This window comes from Xanthobacter versatilis (assembly GCF_043193975.1).
GTDB classification, from domain to species: Bacteria; Pseudomonadota; Alphaproteobacteria; order Rhizobiales; family Xanthobacteraceae; genus Xanthobacter; species Xanthobacter autotrophicus_E.
This window is the reverse complement of record NZ_JBAFVB010000012.1, coordinates 68,511-86,680: the sequence shown is the minus strand read 5'-3', so window position 1 is coordinate 86,680 and position 18,170 is coordinate 68,511. Positions and strand designations below refer to the sequence as shown.

The window sequence follows — 18,170 nt, the reverse complement described above, 5'->3', positions numbered from 1 at the left end:
CCGGGCCGGATCTTCCGCTCGAGGACCCTTCCGCTCGAGGACCCTTGCTTTCGAGGAACCTTCATGGCGCGCGTCGTCGATCCTTTCATCAAGGTATCGTCCCCCCAAATCTTCCTGGTGCGGATGATCGTGTTCCTGGCCCTGTGCGCGGCGCTCGCCGCCGTGCTGCACAGGCAGATCCTGGCCGCCTTCCTCAACAATCCGGGCCTCAACGGCGTCATCTTCGGGGTGCTCGCGGTCGGCATCATCCTCGCCATCCGACAGGTGGCGCGGCTCTTTCCCGAGGTGGAGTGGGTGAATTCCTTCCGCCTCTCCGACCCGGGGCTGGCGGTGGCGCGCCCGCCCACCTTGCTCGCGCCCATGGCGGCGCTTTTGGGCGACCGGGTGGGGCGGATGTCCATTTCCCAGGTCACCATGCGGTCGATCCTGGATTCCATCGGCACCCGCCTCGACGAGAGCCGGGACATGGGGCGCTATCTCACGGGTCTTCTGGTGTTCCTCGGCCTGCTCGGCACCTTCTGGGGATTGCTGGAAACCGTGTCTTCCATCGGCACGGTCATCAGCTCGCTGCAGGTAGGGCCGGATGCCGGCTCCATCTTCGAGGATATGAAGACCGGCCTGGCCGCCCCGCTCGGCGGCATGGGCACGGCGTTCTCGTCCTCCCTGTTCGGCCTGTCGGGCTCGCTGGTGCTGGGCTTCCTCGACCTCCAGGCGGGGCAGGCGCAGACCCGTTTCTATACCGATCTGGAAGACTGGCTCTCCACCACCGTGCGCGACCTCGATGAGCCCCCCCGCGAGCGCGGCTTCGGCGCCGAGCGCGAGCCGGCGCGCCTCTCGGCGACGGCGCAGCCTGTTCCCTCAAGCCCGCCCCTCGCCCTGCCGCCGCCCCAGCCGGCGTTCGACACCGCACCCCTGGTCTCCGCCATGGGCCGGCTGGAGAAGACCATGACGGAAGCAGGCTCCCAGCGGGTCACCACCGCCATGTCCCAGCTTGCCGAGAGCCTTCAGGGTCTCGTCACCCACATGCGCTCGGAGCAGGCCCTGCTGAAGCAGATGATCGAGGCGCAGAGCGCCCAGCAGGAAGAGCTGAAGCGCCTCGTCCGCCGGCTGGAGGACGAGACCTCCGGACGGGGCAAGGCATGACCGGACGCCGGGACCAACCCTTGAGCGGGAGCTGAGCCATGGCCCTGGGCAGACGCGGCCGCGACCGCCACATCGACTACTGGCCCGGCTTCGTGGACGCCCTGTCCACGCTGCTGCTGGTGTTCATCTTCTTGTTGTCGGTGTTCATGCTCACCCAGTTCTTCCTGACCCAGGAGATGTCGGGCAAGGACAATGTGATGCAGCGCCTGCAGGCGCAGATCCGCCAGCTCACGGAGCTGCTCTCGCTGGAACGCGCCACCGGCCAGACCACGGACGGGGAGCTGGCCACCCTGCGCGCCTCGCTGGAGGCCACCGAAACCGAGCGCGACCGCCTCAAGAGCCAGCTTTCCGCAGCCCCGGCGCCCAACTCCGACGAGGGCCACACCCGGGCGCTCGCCCGCGAGGTGGACCTGCAGAAGGACGTGGCGGCCCGCGCCGTCGCCCAGATCGAGCTGCTCAACCAGCAGATTTCCGCCCTGCGCCGGCAGATGGCGGCGCTGGAAGAGGCCCTCAATGTCGCCGAGAAGCGCGATGCCGAGAGCCAGACCAAGATCACCGACCTCGGCCGCCGGCTCAACGTGGCGCTGGCCCAAAGGGTGCAGGAGCTGACCCGCTTCCGCTCGGAATTCTTCGGCCGCCTGCGCGACATCCTCGGCAACCGGCCGGACGTTCGGGTGGTGGGCGACCGCTTCGTGTTCCAGTCGGAGGTATTTTTCGACCGCGGCTCTGCCACGCCCCGCCCCGAGGCGCTGGCGGAGCTGGACAAGCTGGCGGGCGCCATCCTCGATCTGGAGAAATCCATCCCCCCGGACATCTCCTGGGCCCTGCGCATCGATGGGCATACCGACAACCGGCCCATCGCCACGCCCCAGTTCCCCTCCAACTGGGAGCTGTCGGCGGCGCGGGCCATCGCGGTGGTTCAGTACCTCATATCCAAGGGGGTGAGCCCGCAGCACCTGATCGCCGCCGGTTTCGGCGAATACCAGCCCATCGATCCCGCCGCCTCCGACGAGGCCCGCGCCCGCAACCGCCGTATCGAGCTGAAGCTGACGGAGCGGTGAGGCTACGGTCGTCTCTGAATTCCTGCGGGAATGGACCAGCAACGCGGCTCAAGAGACGTTAAGTGCCCGGCAATCCCTCTGGTTCAGGTTGGATGCCCGGATTTGACGGCGAAGAAGTTGGATCCGCACGAGCCATCCCGTCGTCTGAAGCCAAGACGTGACATTCCCATGCCCTATACCCTCGTCCCTGCCCTGCCCGCCCATCGTCCTGCCATGGCGCAGCTGTGGGTGGAGAGCTGGGCGAAGACCCTGCCGGAGATCGATTTCGAGGCCCGCCGGCCGTGGCTTGAAAGCCATCTCGATACCCTCACCGCAGGCGGTGCGCTGATTCGGGTGGCGCTGGACGGGGCGGGGGCGGTGGCCGGCTTCGTGGTCATCCACCCCGGCACCGGATATCTCGACCAGCTGGCGGTCGCCCCGCGCGTCTGGGGACAGGGCGCGGCGGAGGCGCTGATGGACGAGGCGCGGCGCATCTCCCCGACCGTCGTTGCCCTCGACGTGAACCAGGACAATCCCCGCGCGGTGCGTTTTTACCAGAAGATGGGGCTCGCCATCGTCGCCGAGGGCGAGAACCCCATGTCCGGCCGCCGCACTTTCCGCATGGAATGGCGCGAGGAGGATACCGCCCAGGCGACACGCGGACTTTAGACCGACGGCCTCGGTTTTTGACCAATGCCGAGAGGGTAACGCTCAAACGCCGCGCGGGCTTCAGCCAACGGCCATTGAGCCAAGCTCAACGGCCGTTGGAATTAAGCCGCCGCGTTGAACTGGAGCTGGGCGAGGCGGGCGTAGAGGCCGCCCTTGGCCACCAGTTCGGCGTGGGTGCCCTCGTCCACCACGCGGCCGGCCTCCATCACAAGGATCCGGTCGGCTTCCAGCACGGTGGCGAGGCGGTGGGCGATGACGAGCGTGGTGCGCCCCTCCATGGAGCGCTCCAGCGCGGTCTGCACCAGGGTCTCGCTTTCCGCATCGAGCGCGCTGGTGGCCTCGTCGAGCAGCAGGATGGGGGCGGCCCGCAGGATAGCGCGGGCGATGACGATGCGCTGGCGCTGGCCGCCGGAGAGGGTCACCCCCCGCTCGCCCACCAGCGTGTCCCAGCCCTGCGGCAGGCGCGCCACGAACTCGTCCACCGCCGCCGCCTGGCCTGCGGCCTCAACCTCGGCGTCGGTGGCGTCGGGCCGGCCCAGGCGGATGTTGGCGCGCACGGTGTCGGCAAAGATGGCGACCTCCTGCGGCACCAGCGCGATCTGCCGGCGCACATCCACCGGATCGGCGGTGCCGATGTCGATCTCGTCCAGCAGGATGCGCCCCGCCTGCGGATCGTAGAAGCGCTCCAGCAGTTGGAACACCGTGCTCTTGCCCGCCCCCGACGGCCCCACCAGCGCCACCCGCTCGCCGGGCCGCACGGTAAAGGAGACGGCATGCAGGGCATTGTCGTCGGCCCGCGTGGGATAGGCGAAGGACACCTCGTCGAACCGGATCGCGCCGGAAAGACGCGCGGGCAGCGCCACCGGGCGGGCCGCGGTCCGCACCTGGGGCTCCACCTTCAGCAGTTCGCCGATGCGCTCGGCGGCGCCGGCCGCGGCGGAAACCTCGCCCCAGGTCTCGGACAGATTACCCAGCGAGGCGGCGGCCAGCACCGCATAGAGCACGAACTGGCTCAGCGCGCCCGAGCTCATGGTACCGCCGAGCACCGATTGGGCGCCCGCCCACAGCACCGCCACGATGCTGGCGGTGACGAGGAAGATGGCGACGCCGGTGAGCCAGGCCCGCGCCCGCGTCGCGTCCTGTGCGGCGGTGAAGGCCTCTTCCACCGCCCCGTCGAAGCGCGCCCGCGCAGCGCCTTCCGCGCTGGAGGATTGCAGCGCGCGCATGCCGTTGAGGGCCTCGGCGGCATAGGCCGAGGCGTCGGCCAGCGTGTCCTGGGCATGGCGGGTGCGCCGGCGCACCTTGCGGCCGGAGGCCACCAGCGGCAGCACGATGACCGGGATGGCCACCAGCACCAGGGCCGACAGGCGCGGGCTGGTCACCACCATCATGGCGATGCCGCCCACGCACAGCACCAGGTTGCGCAAGGCGGTGGAGGCGGACGCGCCCACCGCCGACTTCAGCTGGGTGGTGTCCGCCGTAAGGCGCGAGGTCAGCTCGCCGGAGCGGGCGGTGTCGTAGAAGGCGCCGTCCAGCGTCACCAGGCGGGCGAAGACGGCGGTGCGCAGGTCCGACACCACCCGCTCGCCGAGCGTGGTCACAAGGTAGTAGCGGGCGGCGGAGGCGGCGGCAAGCACCGCCGCCACCGCCACAAGCACCGCGAAATAGCGATCCACCAGGGCCGCATGGTCGGCGGCGAAGCCGAAATCGATCATGCGCCGCACCGCCAGCGGCAGCGCCAGCGTCGCCAGCGCCGCCACCAGGATGGCGACCAGCGCCGCCGCGACCCGGCCGCGATAGCGCGACAGGTAGGGGGCAAGGCCTCGCAGCGGCTTCAGGTTGGCCTTGCGGCGCCGGGAGCCCTCGGAGGCGTCGTTGTTGGGGGCAGTTGAGGTGTCGGCTTGTGTCAAAGCATGCACTCGGTTATAGACCCGCCACTTCCGTCAGGAACCGAAATTGACGCTGCCGGACCCGGGAGGGCGTCGGCGTGGCGATAAAGGATTGAACCAATGAAGAGCGACATCCACCCCGATTACCACTTCATCAAGGTGGTGATGACGGACGGTTCCGAGTACACGACCCGGTCGACCTACGGCAAGGAGGGTGACACCCTTCAGCTCGATATCGACCCGCGCACCCATCCCGCGTGGACCGGCGGCACCCAGCAGCTGATGGACCGCGGCGGCCGCGTTTCCCGCTTCAAGAGCAAGTTCGGCGCCCTTCTCAAGGGCTGATCGGCCCCCGCCGCGGCATCCGGCCCTGCGTATCTGCGTCGCAGGGCCTGACGTCGCGGCTTTGCCGTGCTGGCGCAGGGGCATCCCCTTCGCCGTTCAGCTTGAGCGCGTCACCAGCTGAAGCCGCGGGCGGTTGTGCCGCCGTCGCGGCTTTTTGCGTTGCGTAATGCACCGGTAGCCGGCGTGGCCGCCGCCTGAAGCCGCGCGGCGAGCGTGCCGCACAGGGTGGCGAGTTCCAGCGCCCCGATCCGGGCCGCCGCCGGCAGGCGTTCGACGAGCCCGGTCGGCAGGGCCAGGTGAAGCCGCGCGGCTTCGCTGCGGAGAGCCTCGGGCGCCATGTCCCCCTCGCCCAGCATGTCGAGCATCAGCAGCGCCGAAGACGCATCCAGCACCAGGCGACGCAAGGCGTCGGCGGCGGAGGGGTCGAGCGAAGTCGAGGACAGGCGCGCCTGCGCGGAGGCGAGCGTTTCCATACCTCCGTTGAAGATGGCGGCTGATGCAGCCGCGTCCCGGTCCCGCACTTGAGCGCTCCTCACACAAGGGCGTGCATCAAGCGGAACGGGCGGGCGCCCGTAAAGGGTCCGGGCCTCAAATGCCTTGGGGATATCGGGCACCCCACGCAAAGAAGAGCCGCCTTGCGGCGGCTCCGAAGTCTGACAGGGAGAGTTGCCAGGTACTCGGTCCAGGTACTCGGTCCAGATACTCGGTCTCGGTACTCGCTCTCATGTCCGGTCAGGTGTTGGGAGGAACGCTGCGGACAAGTGAAGTCTGGCAGGCAGGGATTAAGGCCGCCTTAACGCGTGACATCTAAAACCCCTGCCCCCTCTGGGCCGGCGCCCCTATAATTTAAAAGCGGCATCGGCGGCGGCGCGGGAGGCGAGCTTGGCGGTGAGCGCCGTCTCCAGGCGCGCGATCTCCGCCTTGAGGTCGGCGATGCGCTGCTCGATCTCGTCCACCGACAGGCGCGAGATATCCGCCGCGATGAGCGGCTCGCGCGGCGGCGGCAAAGCTTCGTCATCCATTGGCATCTTGCGTGCCCCTCCCTATTGTCGCCTCGCGTGGTGGAACGGACTTCAGGTCCGACCCGCCTAATCCCTATTTTGCCCGTCCCCGCTTCGGTTAAAAGGGGCCTGCTCGCAAGAGCCCCCAATGCAATGAGGCGAGGCGGATTTCACCGGTCAGGTCGTGCCGGCCGGTTTCCCCTCTCGCGCCATCGCCAGACACTGCGCCTCAGGCGCCGCGCCGCAAGTCCTTTCGGAAGTCCTTTCGGAGCCGTCCATGTCGTCCGCTGCCCCCGTATCTCCTGCCCCGCTGCCTGAAACCATGACCGCCATCCTCATCTCCGCGCCCGGCGGGCCGGAGGTGCTGGTGCCAGGCAACCGCCCGGTCCCCGCTCCCGCCGCCGGCGAACTCCTGGTGAAGGTGGAGGCCGCCGGAATCAACCGGCCGGACGTGATGCAGCGCAAGGGCCTCTATCCGCCGCCCCCCGGTGCCTCGGACATTCCGGGCCTGGAGATCGCCGGCACGGTGGTGGCCCTCGGCGAAGGCGCGAGCCGCTTCAAGCTGGGCGACCGGGTCTGCGCCCTCGTCACCGGCGGCGGCTATGCGCAATATTGCACGACGCACGAGGCCACGGCCCTGCCGATCCCCGAAGGCCTGAGCGCCGCCGAGGCGGCGGCCCTGCCGGAAACCGCCTTTACCGTGTGGAGCAACATCTTCGAGCGCGGCCAGCTGAAGGCGGGCGAGACGCTGCTGCTGCACGGCGGGTCGAGCGGCATCGGCACCACGGCCATCCAGCTCGCCAAGGCTTTCGGCGCGCGGGTGGTGGTGACGGCGGGATCGGACGAGAAGTGCGCCGCCTGTGTGACGCTGGGCGCCGACCTGGCGGTGAACTACCGCACCCAGGATTTCGTGGCCGAAGTGAAAAGCTTCACCGGCGGCAAGGGCGCCAACGTGATCCTGGACATGATCGGTGGCCCCTACATCCAGAAGAATTACGAAGCCGCCGCCCAGGACGGGCGCATCGTGCAGATCGCCTTCCAGCAGGGCGCCAAGGCCGAGGTCGACTTCATGCGCCTCATGCTGAAGCGCCTGACCCACACCGGCTCCACCCTGCGCTCGCGCCCGGTGGCGGAGAAGGCGGCGCTGGCGGCCGCCATCGTGGAGCAGGTGTTTCCGCTGATCGCGGCGGGAAAATACCGCCCGGTGATGGACGAGACCTTCCCGCTGGCCAATGCCGCCGCCGCCCACGCCCGCATGGATGCGAGCGCCCACGTGGGCAAGATCGTTCTGACGGTCGACTGACGGGGCGCCGCTTTCCCAAGTCGCATGCGTTCCCCTCCGGCCGGGCCGGAGGGGACGAAACCGCGTGTCAGGGCCGCGCCAGTCGGCGGGCGGGACGCCGCTGCGCTGGATCGCCTCGAGCACCTCGCGCTGGCGGCGATCCGTGCGCTTCATGTGCACGGCGATGACCGCATGGGCGGAGGGCAACAGGAACAGCAGCGGGAAGATCAGGCCGAGCAGGATGCACGGCACGATCATGACCAGATTGATAAGGGCCGAAATCGGCTGTCCGTTCACCAGCAGGCCGAGCGGCGGAAGCAGAGCGGCGAGAATGTAGATCATGGTCGCGTCAGGCCCTCCTTAAAGGCCTCGGCATCCATATGGTGCGGCCAGGCGCGCCTGCAAGGCATCGTGACCCCGGCGGGGCTGGAGGTGGTTGATCACGGCGTGTGGAGCCCCTATTCGGGACGCCGGGCTCAACGCGTCGCTCTGCCCCCGAAGACCCTGCCCCGAGGCGCGACCCTACGGAAACGCTCATGCCGCGCCACGCGCTGCCGCCGCAGGTTCTCATTCCCCTCATCGTCGCCTGTGCCCTGTTCATGGAGCAGGTGGACGCGACGGTGATCGCCACCTCCCTGCCCGCCATCGCCGCCGACCTGAAGGAAGACCCGGTAGCGCTCAAGCTGGCGCTCACCTCCTACCTGCTCTCCCTTGCGGTCTTCATTCCGGCCAGCGGCTGGGCGGCGGACCGCTATGGCGCGCGCACCGTGTTCCGCTCCGCCATCGTCATCTTCACCATCGGCTCGATCCTGTGCGGGCTGTCCACCTCGCTCACCGACTTCGTACTCTACCGCATCGTCCAGGGCATGGGCGGAGCCATGATGGTGCCGGTGGGGCGGCTCGTCATCCTGCGCTCGGTGCCGAAGACGGAGCTGGTGTCGGCGCTGGCGTGGCTCACCATTCCCGCCCTTCTGGGGCCGGTGTTCGGCCCGCCGCTGGGGGGCTTCATCACCACCTATTTCGACTGGCGGCTGATCTTCTTCATCAACGTGCCCATCGGGGTGCTGGGGGTGTTCCTCGCCACCCGCTTCATCGAGAATGTGCGGGAAGAGGACGTGCCGCCGCTCGACCTGAAGGGCCTCGTTTTGTCCGGAATCGGGCTCGCCGGCCTGGTCTTCGGCTTCGCCGTGCTGGGACAGGAGCTGGTGCCGGTGTGGGCCGCCCTCGCCGTGGCCGGCATCGGCGCCGGCGCCCTGTGGCTCTATGTGCGCCATGCGCGGGTCACGCCCCATGCGGTGCTCGACCTGAACCTCTTGCGGCATTCCTCGTTCCGCGCCGGCGTCGTGGGCGGCTCGCTGTTCCGGGTGGGCATCGGCGCCCTGCCCTTCCTGCTTCCGCTGCTTCTCCAGCTGTCGTTTGGCCTGTCGCCGTTCGCCTCGGGCATGCTCACCTTCGCCGCCTCGGCGGGGGCCCTCATCATGAAATTCACCGCCGCGCCGCTGCTGCGGCGGCTCGGCTACAAGCGCGTGCTCCTTGCCAACGCCGTGCTTTCGGCCGGCTTCATCGCGGTGAACGCCGCCTTCACGCCGTTCACGCCCCATTGGATCATCGTCATGGTGCTGCTGGTGGGCGGCTTCCTGCGCTCGCTCCAGTTCACAGCGCTCAATGCGCTGAGCTATGCGGAAGTGGAGCCCCAGGAGATGAGCCGGGCCACCTCCTTCGCCAGCGTGGCGCAGCAGGTGTCACTGTCCTGCGGCGTGGCGCTGGCTGGCTTTGTGCTGGAGACCATGCGCGCCCACCGGGGCGAGATGGCGGTAACCCAGAGCGACTTCGCCGTCGCCTTCCTGGTGGTGGCGGTGGTGAGCCTGGCGAGCCTCGCCTATTTCGTCGGCCTGCCCCGGAATGCCGGTGCGGAGCTGAACGGCCGCAAGCCGGACCTCGCCGACCCGCGCAGCGAGGTCAGTCCCGATCACTGATCGCGGGGCGCCTGCACCTCGGCGGTCCCGGCATCGTCCGTCTCGGCCCGGTCCGCCTCGCCACGGAAGCCGGTGGCCAGCACATACAGCTCGGCCGAATCGGCACGGCTGGCGGCCGGCTTCACATGGCGCACCTGGGTGAAGTCGCGCTTGAGGTCGGCCAAAAGGGTCGCTTCCATGCCGCCCTGGATCACCTTGGCGAGGAAGGTCCCGCCCGGCGCCAGCACCTGTCGGGCGAAATCCACCGCCAGCTCCACCAGGCCGACGATGCGCAGGTGGTCGGTCTTCTTGTGCCCGGTGGCGTTGGCCGCCATGTCGGACATGACGAGGTCGGCCTGCCCGCCCAGCATGGCGATCAGCCGCTCCGGTGCGTCCGGCGCCAGGAAATCCATCTGGGCGAAGACGACGCCGGGAATGGGCTCGATCTCCAGAAGGTCGATGGCGACGATCTTGCCGAGGCCTTCCTCAAGGCCGATCTTCTTCGCCGCCACCTGGCTCCACCCCCCGGGGGCAGCGCCCAGGTCCACGATGCGCATGCCGCGCTTCAAAAGCCGGGCCTTCTCGTCCATCTCGATGAGCTTGAACGCGGCGCGCGAGCGCCAGCCCTCGCGCTTGGCGCGGGCGACGTAAGGGTCGTTGAGCTGGCGCTGCAGCCATTTCTGGGAGGACGTGGTGCGGCCGCGCGATTTTTTCACGCGCACTTTCAGGGGCCGGCCGTCCGGCCCGCGGGGTGGGGTGGTCACGCGTGTGCGTCTCCGGAAGGGGTGCCGGCGGGGCGATTGCGACGCCAGGCGCCATCAGCCCGCATCAACTGCACCAGCATGCCCTCGCGCAAGCCCCGGTCCGCCACCCGCAGGCGGTCCGTGGGGAAAACCCGGCGCACCGCCTCCATGATGGCGCAGCCGGCCAGCACCAGGTCCGCCCGCTGGGCGCCGATGCAGGGATTGGCCACCCGCTCCTCGAAGGACATGCACATGAGGCGCTCCACCACCTCCTCGATGTGGCTGGCGCCGAGCCACGCGCCGTCCACCCGGGTGCGGTCGTAGCGGTCGAGGCCGAGATGGATGCCGGCCACGGTGGTGACGGTGCCGGAGGTGCCGAGCAGGTGCAGCCGGCCGGGAGCGCGCACGCCCCAGCTTTGGCGCACGCCGTCCAGCATGCCGCAGACTTCATCCACCATGGCATGGAACACATCGGGCGAGACGCGGACACCGCCGTGCCGCTCGGACAGGGAGACCACGCCCACCGGCAGCGACACCCACGAGCGGATGCGGGCGCGCGGCGGCCCGTCGTCCCCCGCCGAGCGCCGGCCCAGCCACACCACCTCGGTGGAGCCGCCGCCGATGTCGAACAGCACTGCGCCGTCGCAGGTGGGGTCCACCAGCGGCGCGCAGCCGGTGGCGGCGAGCCCCGCCTCGGTGCGGCGGTCCACCACTTCCAGCTGGAGGCCGGTGCGCTCTTCCACCCGGGCGCAGAATTCGGCGCCGTTGTCGGCGGCGCGGCAGGCCTCGGTGGCAACGATACGGGCGCGGGTGACGCCGCGCAGGTCCATCTTGGCGGCGCAGACCTCAAGGGCAGCCACTGCCCGCGCCATGGCCTCGTCGCACAGGCGGCCGGAGGCGGTCAGCCCCTCGCCGAGGCGGACGATGCGCGAGAACGCATCCACCACCCGGAAGCTGCGCGCCGTGGGCCGCGCCACCAAGAGGCGGCAATTGTTGGTGCCGAGGTCAATGGCGGCATAGACCGCGCTGGCATTGCCGGACGGATAGGACGGCGCGGAATGCCCACTGGCCGACGCGGGAGGCGCTGAAACCGGATGGTCCGGAGGGGTGCGGGGCGGGCTGGCGCAGGGTTGCGCCGGGTCGGGGGACACGATCTTGCCGGGGGACGCGATCTTGTCGGAACACGAAGGCGGGTCCAGAGGCGCGACCCCGTCCACGGTCACCGTGGCCGAACCCGCGAGCCCTTTTGCCCCGCAGCGTGCATCCGTTACGGCTTCCGTTACGGCACGCTCGCGGCAAGACTGCCCCGGACCCGCACCGGGTCCGTGCGTCTCGTCCCTCATGTCCATCCCCTCGCCGCAAGGCGGAAACATGCGCTCAGGCCTGCCGCTGGGTCAGCGACCGGCTGCGCCTTGCGGCCAGTGTAACAGCGCGCGCGATGTGTGCAATGCCGGGGCCTGCCTTCAACGCAGGCAGTGCCCCGAAAAAGTCACTCGGCGGCGGCGCGGCCCTTGAGGTCCAGGGTCAGGCCGGCGGCCAGCGCATCGGCGCGGAAGGCTTTCACCGCGTCGAGGGACAGCTCGGCGGCGGTGCGCGAGCCCAGCGCCGGAAGCTTCTTCAGCACGTCGGCGGGGGCGGTGATGATGTGGCAGCCCAGCTCGTCCGCCTCGATCACGTTCCACACCTCACGGGTGGAAGCCCAGATGACCTCCACGTTGTTGGTCGCGTTGGCCAGCGCCACCGCCCGCGAGATGGCGGGCTTGTAGTCGATGCCGAGGTCGGCGAGGCGCCCGGCGAACACCGAGATGATGGAGGGGGCGCCACCAGCCAGCGCCTTGACGCCCTCTTCCACCTGGGGCACGTCGAAGATGGCGGTGAGGTTCACCTTCACGCCGTCGTTCACCAGGTCCCGCACCAGGTCGTACAGCGTCTCGCCGCGGGTGGTGGAGACCGGGAGCTTGACGTGCACATGCTCGCCCCAGGTGGCGATGACGCGGGCCTGGGCGCGGATTTCCGGGATGTCGTCGGAGAACACCTCGAACGAGATGTGCCGGTCCGGCACGGCGGCGACGAGATCGCGGGCATAGGCCTCATAATCGGTCACGCCGGCCTTGCGCAGCAGGGACGGATTGGTGGTGAAGCCGGCGATGTGGGGCTGCTTGGCCATTTCCACAATCTGCGCCTTGTCGGCCCCGTCGGTGAACAGCTTCACCTTCAGGTCGCTGAGCTTCACGGACATGCATCTACTCCCTTGATCCCGTTTCGGCCCGCATCCTAGAGCAGCGGCCGACGCCGCCGCAATGCAAGGCGGGCGGATAATCGCCCGCCCGTGCGGCAGCGCGATGACGCAGGCAGGCGCCCAACGACCGTCGGCATCAACCGTCCATTAACCATGTCGGAAGGTCGGCCCGCCGGGCAACTTCCGGGAAAGGGGCGTCTGGCATCCTGCCTTCCATCCGGGGTCCCGGGCATCAGTTTGTCAGGCGTTGAGAGGCGGGGATGGTGGCAAACGACATGGTGGAGCGCATGGCGCGCGCGATGCACGCCTTCTCCCGGCAGCGCTATCCCCTGCTGGAGCCGTGGGACGAGCTTTCGCCCGAACGGCGCGCCTACCAGCGCCAGCTGGCCACCCACGCCCTCCAGGCCCTCACCCCCCACGACGTGATTGAGATCACCTCGCGCGCGGCGCCCGAGATCGTCGCCATTCCGGTGGAGCCCACCCCGTGGGCGCTCGCGGAATTGCAGGAAGCCGCCATCGCCGACAACGGCACCGCCATGGATGCAAGGCGCCGCTACCGCTCCTTCCTCGCCACCGCGTCCCTGCCGCTGGCCACCCGCTACGCCGAGAGCGAAGGCGCCCGCTAGCCTGCGCCCAGCCGACAGCCGCCGCCCTCATTCGGCGGCGAGGGCGACCTGTTCCGGCTGGCCGCGCCCGGACCGGCCGAGATAGCGCCGGCACTGCTGCTCCTTGTCGTAGCCGAGCAGGGTGCCGAGCATAAAATCCTCTTCCGCCGTCAACGTGTTGAGCGGCCGGGTGACCACCGCCCGCGCCACCGCCACGAAGGCCGGACGGCCGAAGAAGAGGTTCACCTTCACCGGGCTCACCTCCTGCACGAAATGGTCGATGCCGTGGCGCCCGAGCCGGGCCAGCACCAGCGGCAGCTCGGCGCGGCAGAGCGTCATGAGGAACAGGGCGCGCACGCCCCGCCCGTATTCATAGACATGGTGCTGGAACAGCCGCATCACCGGCGCCGCGCACCCCTCTGCGACAGCGACGGCCGGGGACGGAGGCCAGCCGGCCTCCTCCGCGAGGGACACATCCTCCGGCACGTCCATGCAGGGGCCTAAAGCAGCTTGCTGAGCCATGCTGTCACCCGTTTGTCGGTCAGACCGGATTGCGTGTCGAGGTCGAGGGCGAGGCCGACGAACTGGCCGTCCCGTTCGGCCGTGGAGCCCACATAGTCGTAGCCGGCGGTGTCGGTGAAGCCGACCACCACCGCGCCGAGATCCGTCACCTCGTCATAGAGGATGCCGATGGCATCGACAAAGGAGGTGGGATAGCTCTCCTGGTCCCCCGTGCCGAACAGCGCCACCTTCCGGCCCTTCAGGTTGGCGCTGCGCAGCTTGTCGATGTTCTCTTCCCAGTCGGTCTGCAATGTTCCGTCGCCATAGGTGGGCGAGCCGAGGATGAGGAGATCGCTATTCTCGAAATCGGCCTTGGTCGCGGTCTTGATGTCCACCGAACGGCCCTGGCATTTCTTTGAAATCTTGGACGCGACCCCTTTCGTGGCTCCGCCATCGGAGCCGAAGATCACCGTGACAATCATGGACCCGTCTCTTTATGAAGTGATTCAAATCTAGAACGGAATGCCAGCCAATGGCGGCATCCCAATTTGCAGGCAAATGCTAGCTACACGAATTTAGCTCAACAAGATGGGATATTCACGGATTGAATAACAATAAGAATCAGCGTACTTCTACACCATCTTGCAAACGCACGATCGAGAATTATTACAAATCGATCTTCAGTTTCGATTTATTCTGATGTGAATGAGGCTCAGGGTCAGCCGGTCGCGCGGCGACCGTCCCCGCGCAACCTGCCGCCCACGGCTAAGCATGCGCGGCAGGACCACCGCACCCGCGCCTGGCCTTTCATGAATGCAGATGGCGCCCGGCCGCTGATGCTCCAGGCCCGCCCGCCCTCAGCGCAGCATGAAGCCGATGGCGAGGGCGTTGGCGATGTCGATGAAGAAGGCCGACACCAGCGGCAGGATGATGAAGGCGATGGGCGCCGGCCCGTGGGTACGCGTCACCGCCGTCATGTTGGCAATGGCGGTGGGCGTCGCCCCAAGGCTGATGCCGGTGAAGCCCGCCGCCAGCACCGCCGCCTGGTAGTTGCGCCCCATTGCCGGAAACACCGCGAACAGGATGTAGAGCACCGCCACCAGCGTCTGCAGGCCGAGCACCACGGCCAGCGCCGGCCCGAGCCCGCCCAGAGTCCACAGCTGCATGCTCATGAGCGACATGGCGAGGAAGATCTTCAGCGACAGGTCGGAGATCAACGCCAGCGCCGGCGTGCGCGCCGGCCACGTCATGCGCGGCAGGGCATGAGGCAGCGTGTTGGTGATGACGATGGCCACCAGCAGGCACACCACGAACAGGGGCAGCTTGATGCCGGTCTGCTCCACCAGCCCTTCCAGCGAATAGGCGGTGAGGATCACCACGTTGAGCACCAGAAGCGCACTCAGGATGTTGCGATAGGTCACCTTGCCCGCGTCCGGCCCCACGTCGTCGTCGGGCAGGCCCACCATGGGGGCCAGGATCTCGTCGCTGCGCAGCTTGAAGCGGTTGATGAGGATGCCCGCCACCGGCCCGCCCACGAGGCTGGCGATGACGAGGCCCAGGGTGGCGCTGGCGATGCCCACTTCCAGGGCATTGGGCAGGCCGAAGCGCTCGGAGATCAGCGGAGCCCAGGCGATGGTGGTGCCGTGCCCGCCGATGAGCGACACCGAGCCCAGCAGCGGGGCGATGCCGTCGGGCAGGCCCAGCGCCTTGGCCCCGCCGATGGCCACCACATTCTGCAGCCCGAGATAGACCACAGTCAGAAGCAGCAGGATGAGCAGCGGCCGCCCACCCAGCACCAGGTCCGACAGGCGCGCATTGAGGCCGATGCCGGTGAAGAAATACAAAAGCAGCATGTCGCGCGCGGCGAGGTCGAACGAGATGGCAAGGCCGAGCACGCGATAGCACAACAGCGTCGCCACCGCCGCCAGGAGGCCGCCGGTGACCGCCTCCGGAATGTTCCAGCGGCGCAGCGGGGCGATCACGCCGTTGAGGCCGGCGCCGATGAAATACACCACGATGGCAAGGGTGAAGGTGAGGAAGCCCGAGACCTCGAAGGTGGCTGGCATGTCTTCCCCCGCAGTTCCGGCTGGTGTGATGGTTTCATTGGACGGCGGCCCAACCGCCGCCGGTATGCTCTAGACGCGCGGGGCGGAAAGCACAAAGCCTTCCGCCCCGGCTGAAGCGTCGGCGGGAACGGCGCCGCGGCCCTCGGCCACCCGCCTCAGAAGCTGCCGACCAGGGTGCCGAGCCCGATCACCACCATGAGGGCGATGAGCGCGCCCACCACCGCCGCCATGACGATGTCGAGATAGCCTTCCTTGTGGGTCACCCCGCACACGGAAAGCAGCGTCACCACCGCGCCGTTGTGGGGCAGGCTGTCGAGGGTGCCGGAGCCGATGACGGCGACGCGGTGCATCAGCGCCGGGTCCATGCCGATCTCGGCAGCGATCTTCATGTAGGTGGGGCCGAGCGCGTCGAGGGCGATGGTGAGGCCGCCGGAGGCCGAGCCGGTAAGCGCGGCGAGGATGTTGGTGGCCACCGCCAGCGACACCAGCGGCCCGCCCTGGATGGACAGCACCCAGTTGCGCACTTCCATGAAGGCCGGCAGCGAGGCGACGATGGCGCCGAAGCCCACGAGGCTCGCCACCGACAGGATGGGCAGCACCGAGGCGTTGGCGCCCGCCGTCATGGTGGCGCGCAGTTCCGGCACGCTGCGGAAGTTGATGGCGATCACCGCGATGATGGCGGCGGTGAGCGCCACGATCACCGACCACACCCCGCCCACCGCCGAGAGGCTGCTGTTACCCCACTGGTCGGTGGCGAGGAACGAAGTATCCATGCGCGGCAGGATGGCGAAGGACATCAGCAGGTTGACCACGATCACGACGATGATCGGCAGGGCCGCGAGCAGGATCGGCGGCTGCCGGGTGGCCTCGTCGCTCGAATGGATCTCGGAGGGGTCGAAACTGCCGGCGGTGGTGGCCCGCTCGCGCACCAGCGGGTCGTCGGCGGCAAGCTCGGCGGATTCGTCCGGCGCCGCGATCAGCGCGCCGAAGCCCTCGCCTTTGGCCCGTGCCGCGTTCTCCCGCAGCTTCAGCCACCACATGCCGAAGCCCAGCATGACCAGCGAGGCGATGATGCCGAGGCCGGGCGCCGCGAACGGCGTGGTGCCGAAGAACGGCATGGGAATGGCATTCTGGATGGAGGGCGTGCCGGGCATGGCCGACATGGTGAAGGTGGAGGTGCCGAGCGCGATGGCCGCCGGCATCAGCCGCCGCGGCACGCCGGAGGAGCGGAACAGGGCTACCCCCATGGGGGCGAGCACGAAGAAGGCGACGAACAGGCTGACGCCGCCATAGGTGACGATGGCGCCCGCCAATACCACCGCGAGGATGGCCCGCTGCGCACCGAGCTTCTGCGTCATGAAGTTGGCGATGGAGGTGACCGAGCCGGAATCCTCCATCAGCTTGCCAAACAGCGCCCCGAGCAGAAACAGCGGGAAGAACTGCGCGACGAAGTCCGCCGCATTGCGCATGAAGGTCTGGGTCCAGCTCGCCAGCAGCGGCTCACCGGAGAAGGCGGCCGCGATCAGCCCGGCGATGGGCGCGAGGATGAGGATGCTGGAGCCCCGGAAGGCCAGGAAGATGAGGACGGCAAGGCCGACCAGGATGCCGATGAGACCCATGCGTCACAGCTCCTGCAGCAATTCTTCGAAGCGGACGGTGGACGCCTTGCCGATGTCGTGGCCATGGTCGTCGAGGAAGACCTGGGCCGCCTTGCGCCCCTCCTCCTTGAGCATGGTCAGGAAGTCCCACTCGGCGTTGAGCTTGGAGGAAAATCCCAGCGTCGCCATGATGGGGTTGCGTACGATGTGCACCCGCATGCGCGCCCAGTTGCAGGCTTCCGTATCGCCGGAAAGCTCGCTGGCGTGCCGCTGCAGCATCGCCATCATGTACAGTTCCTTCACAGCCACCGAATTGAAGGATACTTCATTGAGGCGGTTGAGGATTTCCGATGGCGTCTTGGGCGTGCCGGGCCGCTCCAGCGGGTTGATGGGGACCAGGATCGTGTCGTCCGAAGTCAGTTCGCTCACCAACGGCGCCAGGGTGGGATTGCCCGAATAGCCGCCGTCCCAATAGGGCTCGCCGTCGATCTCCACCGCCTGGAACAGGGTGGGCAGGCAGGCCGAGGCCATCAGCACCTCGGGGGTGATTTCGGCGTTGCGGAAAACCCGCGGGCGCCCGGTGCGCACATTGGTGGCCGTGATGAACACCTTGATGGGCGAAGCGCGCAGGCGCTCGAAATCGATCTGCTTGGCCAGGATCGGCGCCAGCGCGTTCCCACCCAAGGGATTGTACTGATAGGGCGAGAACATGCGCGTCATGATGTCCATGAACAGGAAGCCCGGCGCGCTGTCGAGCGACCAGCGGCCGAACATCTTGTCGAGGGGCGAGCGCTTGAACGGGCTGAAGCGCGCCGCCTCGGACACGTGGCGCCAGTAGCTTTCCAGCGCCTGCTGGGCGCCCTGCCGGCCACCGGCGGCATAGCCATCCGCGAGCACCGCCGCATTCATGGCGCCGGCGGAGGTGCCGGACACGCCCTCGATCTCCAGCCAGGTTTCCTCCAGCAGGCGATCGAGCACACCCCAGGTGAAGGCGCCGTGGGAGCCACCGCCCTGCAGCGCGAAATCAACAAGTACCGGTTCCCGTTCCATCTTCGACACCTCTGTGAACGCGCTTCGTCCCGTCGTCGCCGCCC

The 18,170-nt window shown here is 68.4% G+C and carries 18 protein-coding genes and 1 pseudogene; 7 read left to right on the top strand and 12 right to left on the bottom strand.

The annotated features are described in order from the left end of the window. Positions 1 to 63 precede the first annotated feature (63 nt). From V5F66_RS19665 to V5F66_RS19655, 3 genes are all read left to right on the top strand, one after another. Entirely contained in the window at positions 64 to 1,143 is a 1,080-nt protein-coding gene (locus V5F66_RS19665) for a hypothetical protein (protein ID WP_012112866.1), read from the top strand. 38 nt (positions 1,144 to 1,181) lie between these two features. After that, positions 1,182 to 2,204, top strand: a complete 1,023-nt coding sequence (locus V5F66_RS19660; protein WP_394094548.1) for a peptidoglycan -binding protein — start codon at positions 1,182 to 1,184, stop codon at positions 2,202 to 2,204. A gap of 168 nt (positions 2,205 to 2,372) precedes the next feature. After that, positions 2,373 to 2,852: a GNAT family N-acetyltransferase gene (locus tag V5F66_RS19655; RefSeq protein WP_394094547.1), complete on the top strand. Its 480-nt coding sequence runs from the start codon at positions 2,373 to 2,375 to the stop codon at positions 2,850 to 2,852. A 101-nt stretch (positions 2,853 to 2,953) separates the two neighbouring features. On the opposite strand, the gene V5F66_RS19650 is transcribed toward V5F66_RS19655, so the two are convergent. Further along, positions 2,954 to 4,771 carry an ABC transporter transmembrane domain-containing protein gene (locus V5F66_RS19650; RefSeq protein ID WP_394094546.1) on the bottom strand — a complete coding sequence of 606 codons (1,818 nt, stop codon included), beginning with the start codon at positions 4,769 to 4,771 and terminating at the stop codon, positions 2,954 to 2,956. A gap of 90 nt (positions 4,772 to 4,861) precedes the next feature. On the opposite strand from V5F66_RS19650, the gene rpmE reads away from it, so the two are divergent. Next, positions 4,862 to 5,086 carry a 50S ribosomal protein L31 gene (gene rpmE / locus V5F66_RS19645; protein ID WP_012112862.1) on the top strand — a complete coding sequence of 75 codons (225 nt, stop codon included), beginning with the start codon at positions 4,862 to 4,864 and terminating at the stop codon, positions 5,084 to 5,086. A gap of 110 nt (positions 5,087 to 5,196) precedes the next feature. On the opposite strand, the gene V5F66_RS19640 is transcribed toward rpmE, so the two are convergent. Continuing rightward, positions 5,197 to 5,559: a hypothetical protein gene (locus V5F66_RS19640; protein ID WP_394094545.1), complete on the bottom strand. Its 363-nt coding sequence runs from the start codon at positions 5,557 to 5,559 to the stop codon at positions 5,197 to 5,199. Positions 5,560 to 5,925: 366 nt separating this feature from the next. Beyond that, complete coding sequence (locus tag V5F66_RS19635; RefSeq protein WP_394001966.1) at positions 5,926 to 6,108, bottom strand: DUF1192 domain-containing protein; 183 nt, start codon at positions 6,106 to 6,108, stop codon at positions 5,926 to 5,928. A 256-nt stretch (positions 6,109 to 6,364) separates the two neighbouring features. Here V5F66_RS19635 and V5F66_RS19630 point away from each other — a divergent pair, with 256 nt between their 5' ends. Continuing rightward, positions 6,365 to 7,390, top strand: coding sequence for an NAD(P)H-quinone oxidoreductase (locus V5F66_RS19630; RefSeq protein ID WP_394001968.1), 1,026 nt, complete (start codon positions 6,365 to 6,367; stop codon positions 7,388 to 7,390). A gap of 75 nt (positions 7,391 to 7,465) precedes the next feature. Here V5F66_RS19630 and V5F66_RS19625 read toward each other — a convergent pair. Next, positions 7,466 to 7,711: pseudogene (locus V5F66_RS19625) on the bottom strand (hypothetical protein); the annotation flags it as partial. Positions 7,712 to 7,905: 194 nt separating this feature from the next. On the opposite strand from V5F66_RS19625, the gene V5F66_RS19620 reads away from it, so the two are divergent. Further along, positions 7,906 to 9,345, top strand: a complete 1,440-nt coding sequence (locus V5F66_RS19620) for an MFS transporter (RefSeq protein WP_012112857.1) — start codon at positions 7,906 to 7,908, stop codon at positions 9,343 to 9,345. Here V5F66_RS19620 and V5F66_RS19615 read toward each other — a convergent pair. The 3 genes from V5F66_RS19615 to V5F66_RS19605 form a co-directional block, all read right to left on the bottom strand. Continuing rightward, positions 9,339 to 10,088: an RlmE family RNA methyltransferase gene (locus V5F66_RS19615; RefSeq protein ID WP_394094544.1), complete on the bottom strand. Its 750-nt coding sequence runs from the start codon at positions 10,086 to 10,088 to the stop codon at positions 9,339 to 9,341. The two genes, V5F66_RS19620 and V5F66_RS19615, sit on opposite strands and share 7 nt — an antisense overlap. Next, a complete protein-coding gene (locus V5F66_RS19610; RefSeq protein ID WP_394094580.1) occupies positions 10,085 to 11,218 on the bottom strand; it encodes a Ppx/GppA phosphatase family protein in 1,134 nt (377 codons plus the stop codon). Before V5F66_RS19610 ends, V5F66_RS19615 begins: the two co-directional genes overlap by 4 nt. Before the next feature lie 338 nt (positions 11,219 to 11,556). After that, the gene (locus V5F66_RS19605; RefSeq protein WP_012112854.1) at positions 11,557 to 12,306 is read right to left on the bottom strand and encodes a transaldolase family protein; all 750 of its coding nucleotides are present in this window, start codon (positions 12,304 to 12,306) and stop codon (positions 11,557 to 11,559) included. 260 nt (positions 12,307 to 12,566) lie between these two features. Between V5F66_RS19605 and V5F66_RS19600 the strand changes: the two genes are divergently transcribed. After that, complete coding sequence (locus V5F66_RS19600; protein WP_012112853.1) at positions 12,567 to 12,932, top strand: hypothetical protein; 366 nt, start codon at positions 12,567 to 12,569, stop codon at positions 12,930 to 12,932. A gap of 27 nt (positions 12,933 to 12,959) precedes the next feature. Here V5F66_RS19600 and V5F66_RS19595 read toward each other — a convergent pair whose 3' ends face one another. From V5F66_RS19595 to V5F66_RS19575, 5 genes are all read right to left on the bottom strand, one after another. After that, positions 12,960 to 13,433 carry a DUF2023 family protein gene (locus V5F66_RS19595; RefSeq protein ID WP_394094543.1) on the bottom strand — a complete coding sequence of 158 codons (474 nt, stop codon included), beginning with the start codon at positions 13,431 to 13,433 and terminating at the stop codon, positions 12,960 to 12,962. Next, entirely contained in the window at positions 13,412 to 13,894 is a 483-nt protein-coding gene (fldA, locus tag V5F66_RS19590) for a flavodoxin FldA (protein ID WP_138401643.1), read from the bottom strand. The genes V5F66_RS19595 and fldA overlap by 22 nt, the downstream gene beginning before the upstream one ends. Positions 13,895 to 14,269: 375 nt before the next feature. After that, positions 14,270 to 15,478 (bottom strand): sodium/glutamate symporter, encoded by a 1,209-nt coding sequence (gene gltS, locus V5F66_RS19585; protein WP_394001978.1) that lies wholly within the window; start codon positions 15,476 to 15,478, stop codon positions 14,270 to 14,272. A 155-nt stretch (positions 15,479 to 15,633) separates the two neighbouring features. Further along, complete coding sequence (locus V5F66_RS19580) at positions 15,634 to 17,097, bottom strand: GntP family permease (protein WP_012112849.1); 1,464 nt, start codon at positions 17,095 to 17,097, stop codon at positions 15,634 to 15,636. A 3-nt stretch (positions 17,098 to 17,100) separates the two neighbouring features. Then, a complete protein-coding gene (locus tag V5F66_RS19575) occupies positions 17,101 to 18,126 on the bottom strand; it encodes a patatin-like phospholipase family protein (RefSeq protein ID WP_012112848.1) in 1,026 nt (341 codons plus the stop codon). Positions 18,127 to 18,170 lie beyond the last annotated feature (44 nt).

Coding starts and splice junctions, on each gene's coding strand:
- V5F66_RS19605 (WP_012112854.1), bottom strand. CDS start 12,306: ATGTCCGTGAAGCTCAGCGACCTGAAGGTGAAGCTGTTCACCGACGGG.
- fldA (WP_138401643.1), bottom strand. CDS start 13,894: ATGATTGTCACGGTGATCTTCGGCTCCGATGGCGGAGCCACGAAAGGG.
- V5F66_RS19635 (WP_394001966.1), bottom strand. CDS start 6,108: ATGGATGACGAAGCTTTGCCGCCGCCGCGCGAGCCGCTCATCGCGGCG.
- V5F66_RS19620 (WP_012112857.1), top strand. CDS start 7,906: ATGCCGCGCCACGCGCTGCCGCCGCAGGTTCTCATTCCCCTCATCGTC.
- V5F66_RS19660 (WP_394094548.1), top strand. CDS start 1,182: ATGGCCCTGGGCAGACGCGGCCGCGACCGCCACATCGACTACTGGCCC.
- V5F66_RS19640 (WP_394094545.1), bottom strand. CDS start 5,559: ATGGAAACGCTCGCCTCCGCGCAGGCGCGCCTGTCCTCGACTTCGCTC.
- V5F66_RS19600 (WP_012112853.1), top strand. CDS start 12,567: ATGGTGGCAAACGACATGGTGGAGCGCATGGCGCGCGCGATGCACGCC.
- V5F66_RS19595 (WP_394094543.1), bottom strand. CDS start 13,433: ATGGCTCAGCAAGCTGCTTTAGGCCCCTGCATGGACGTGCCGGAGGAT.
- V5F66_RS19655 (WP_394094547.1), top strand. CDS start 2,373: ATGCCCTATACCCTCGTCCCTGCCCTGCCCGCCCATCGTCCTGCCATG.
- V5F66_RS19665 (WP_012112866.1), top strand. CDS start 64: ATGGCGCGCGTCGTCGATCCTTTCATCAAGGTATCGTCCCCCCAAATC.
- V5F66_RS19580 (WP_012112849.1), bottom strand. CDS start 17,097: ATGGGTCTCATCGGCATCCTGGTCGGCCTTGCCGTCCTCATCTTCCTG.
- gltS (WP_394001978.1), bottom strand. CDS start 15,478: ATGCCAGCCACCTTCGAGGTCTCGGGCTTCCTCACCTTCACCCTTGCC.
- V5F66_RS19575 (WP_012112848.1), bottom strand. CDS start 18,126: ATGGAACGGGAACCGGTACTTGTTGATTTCGCGCTGCAGGGCGGTGGC.
- V5F66_RS19630 (WP_394001968.1), top strand. CDS start 6,365: ATGTCGTCCGCTGCCCCCGTATCTCCTGCCCCGCTGCCTGAAACCATG.
- rpmE (WP_012112862.1), top strand. CDS start 4,862: ATGAAGAGCGACATCCACCCCGATTACCACTTCATCAAGGTGGTGATG.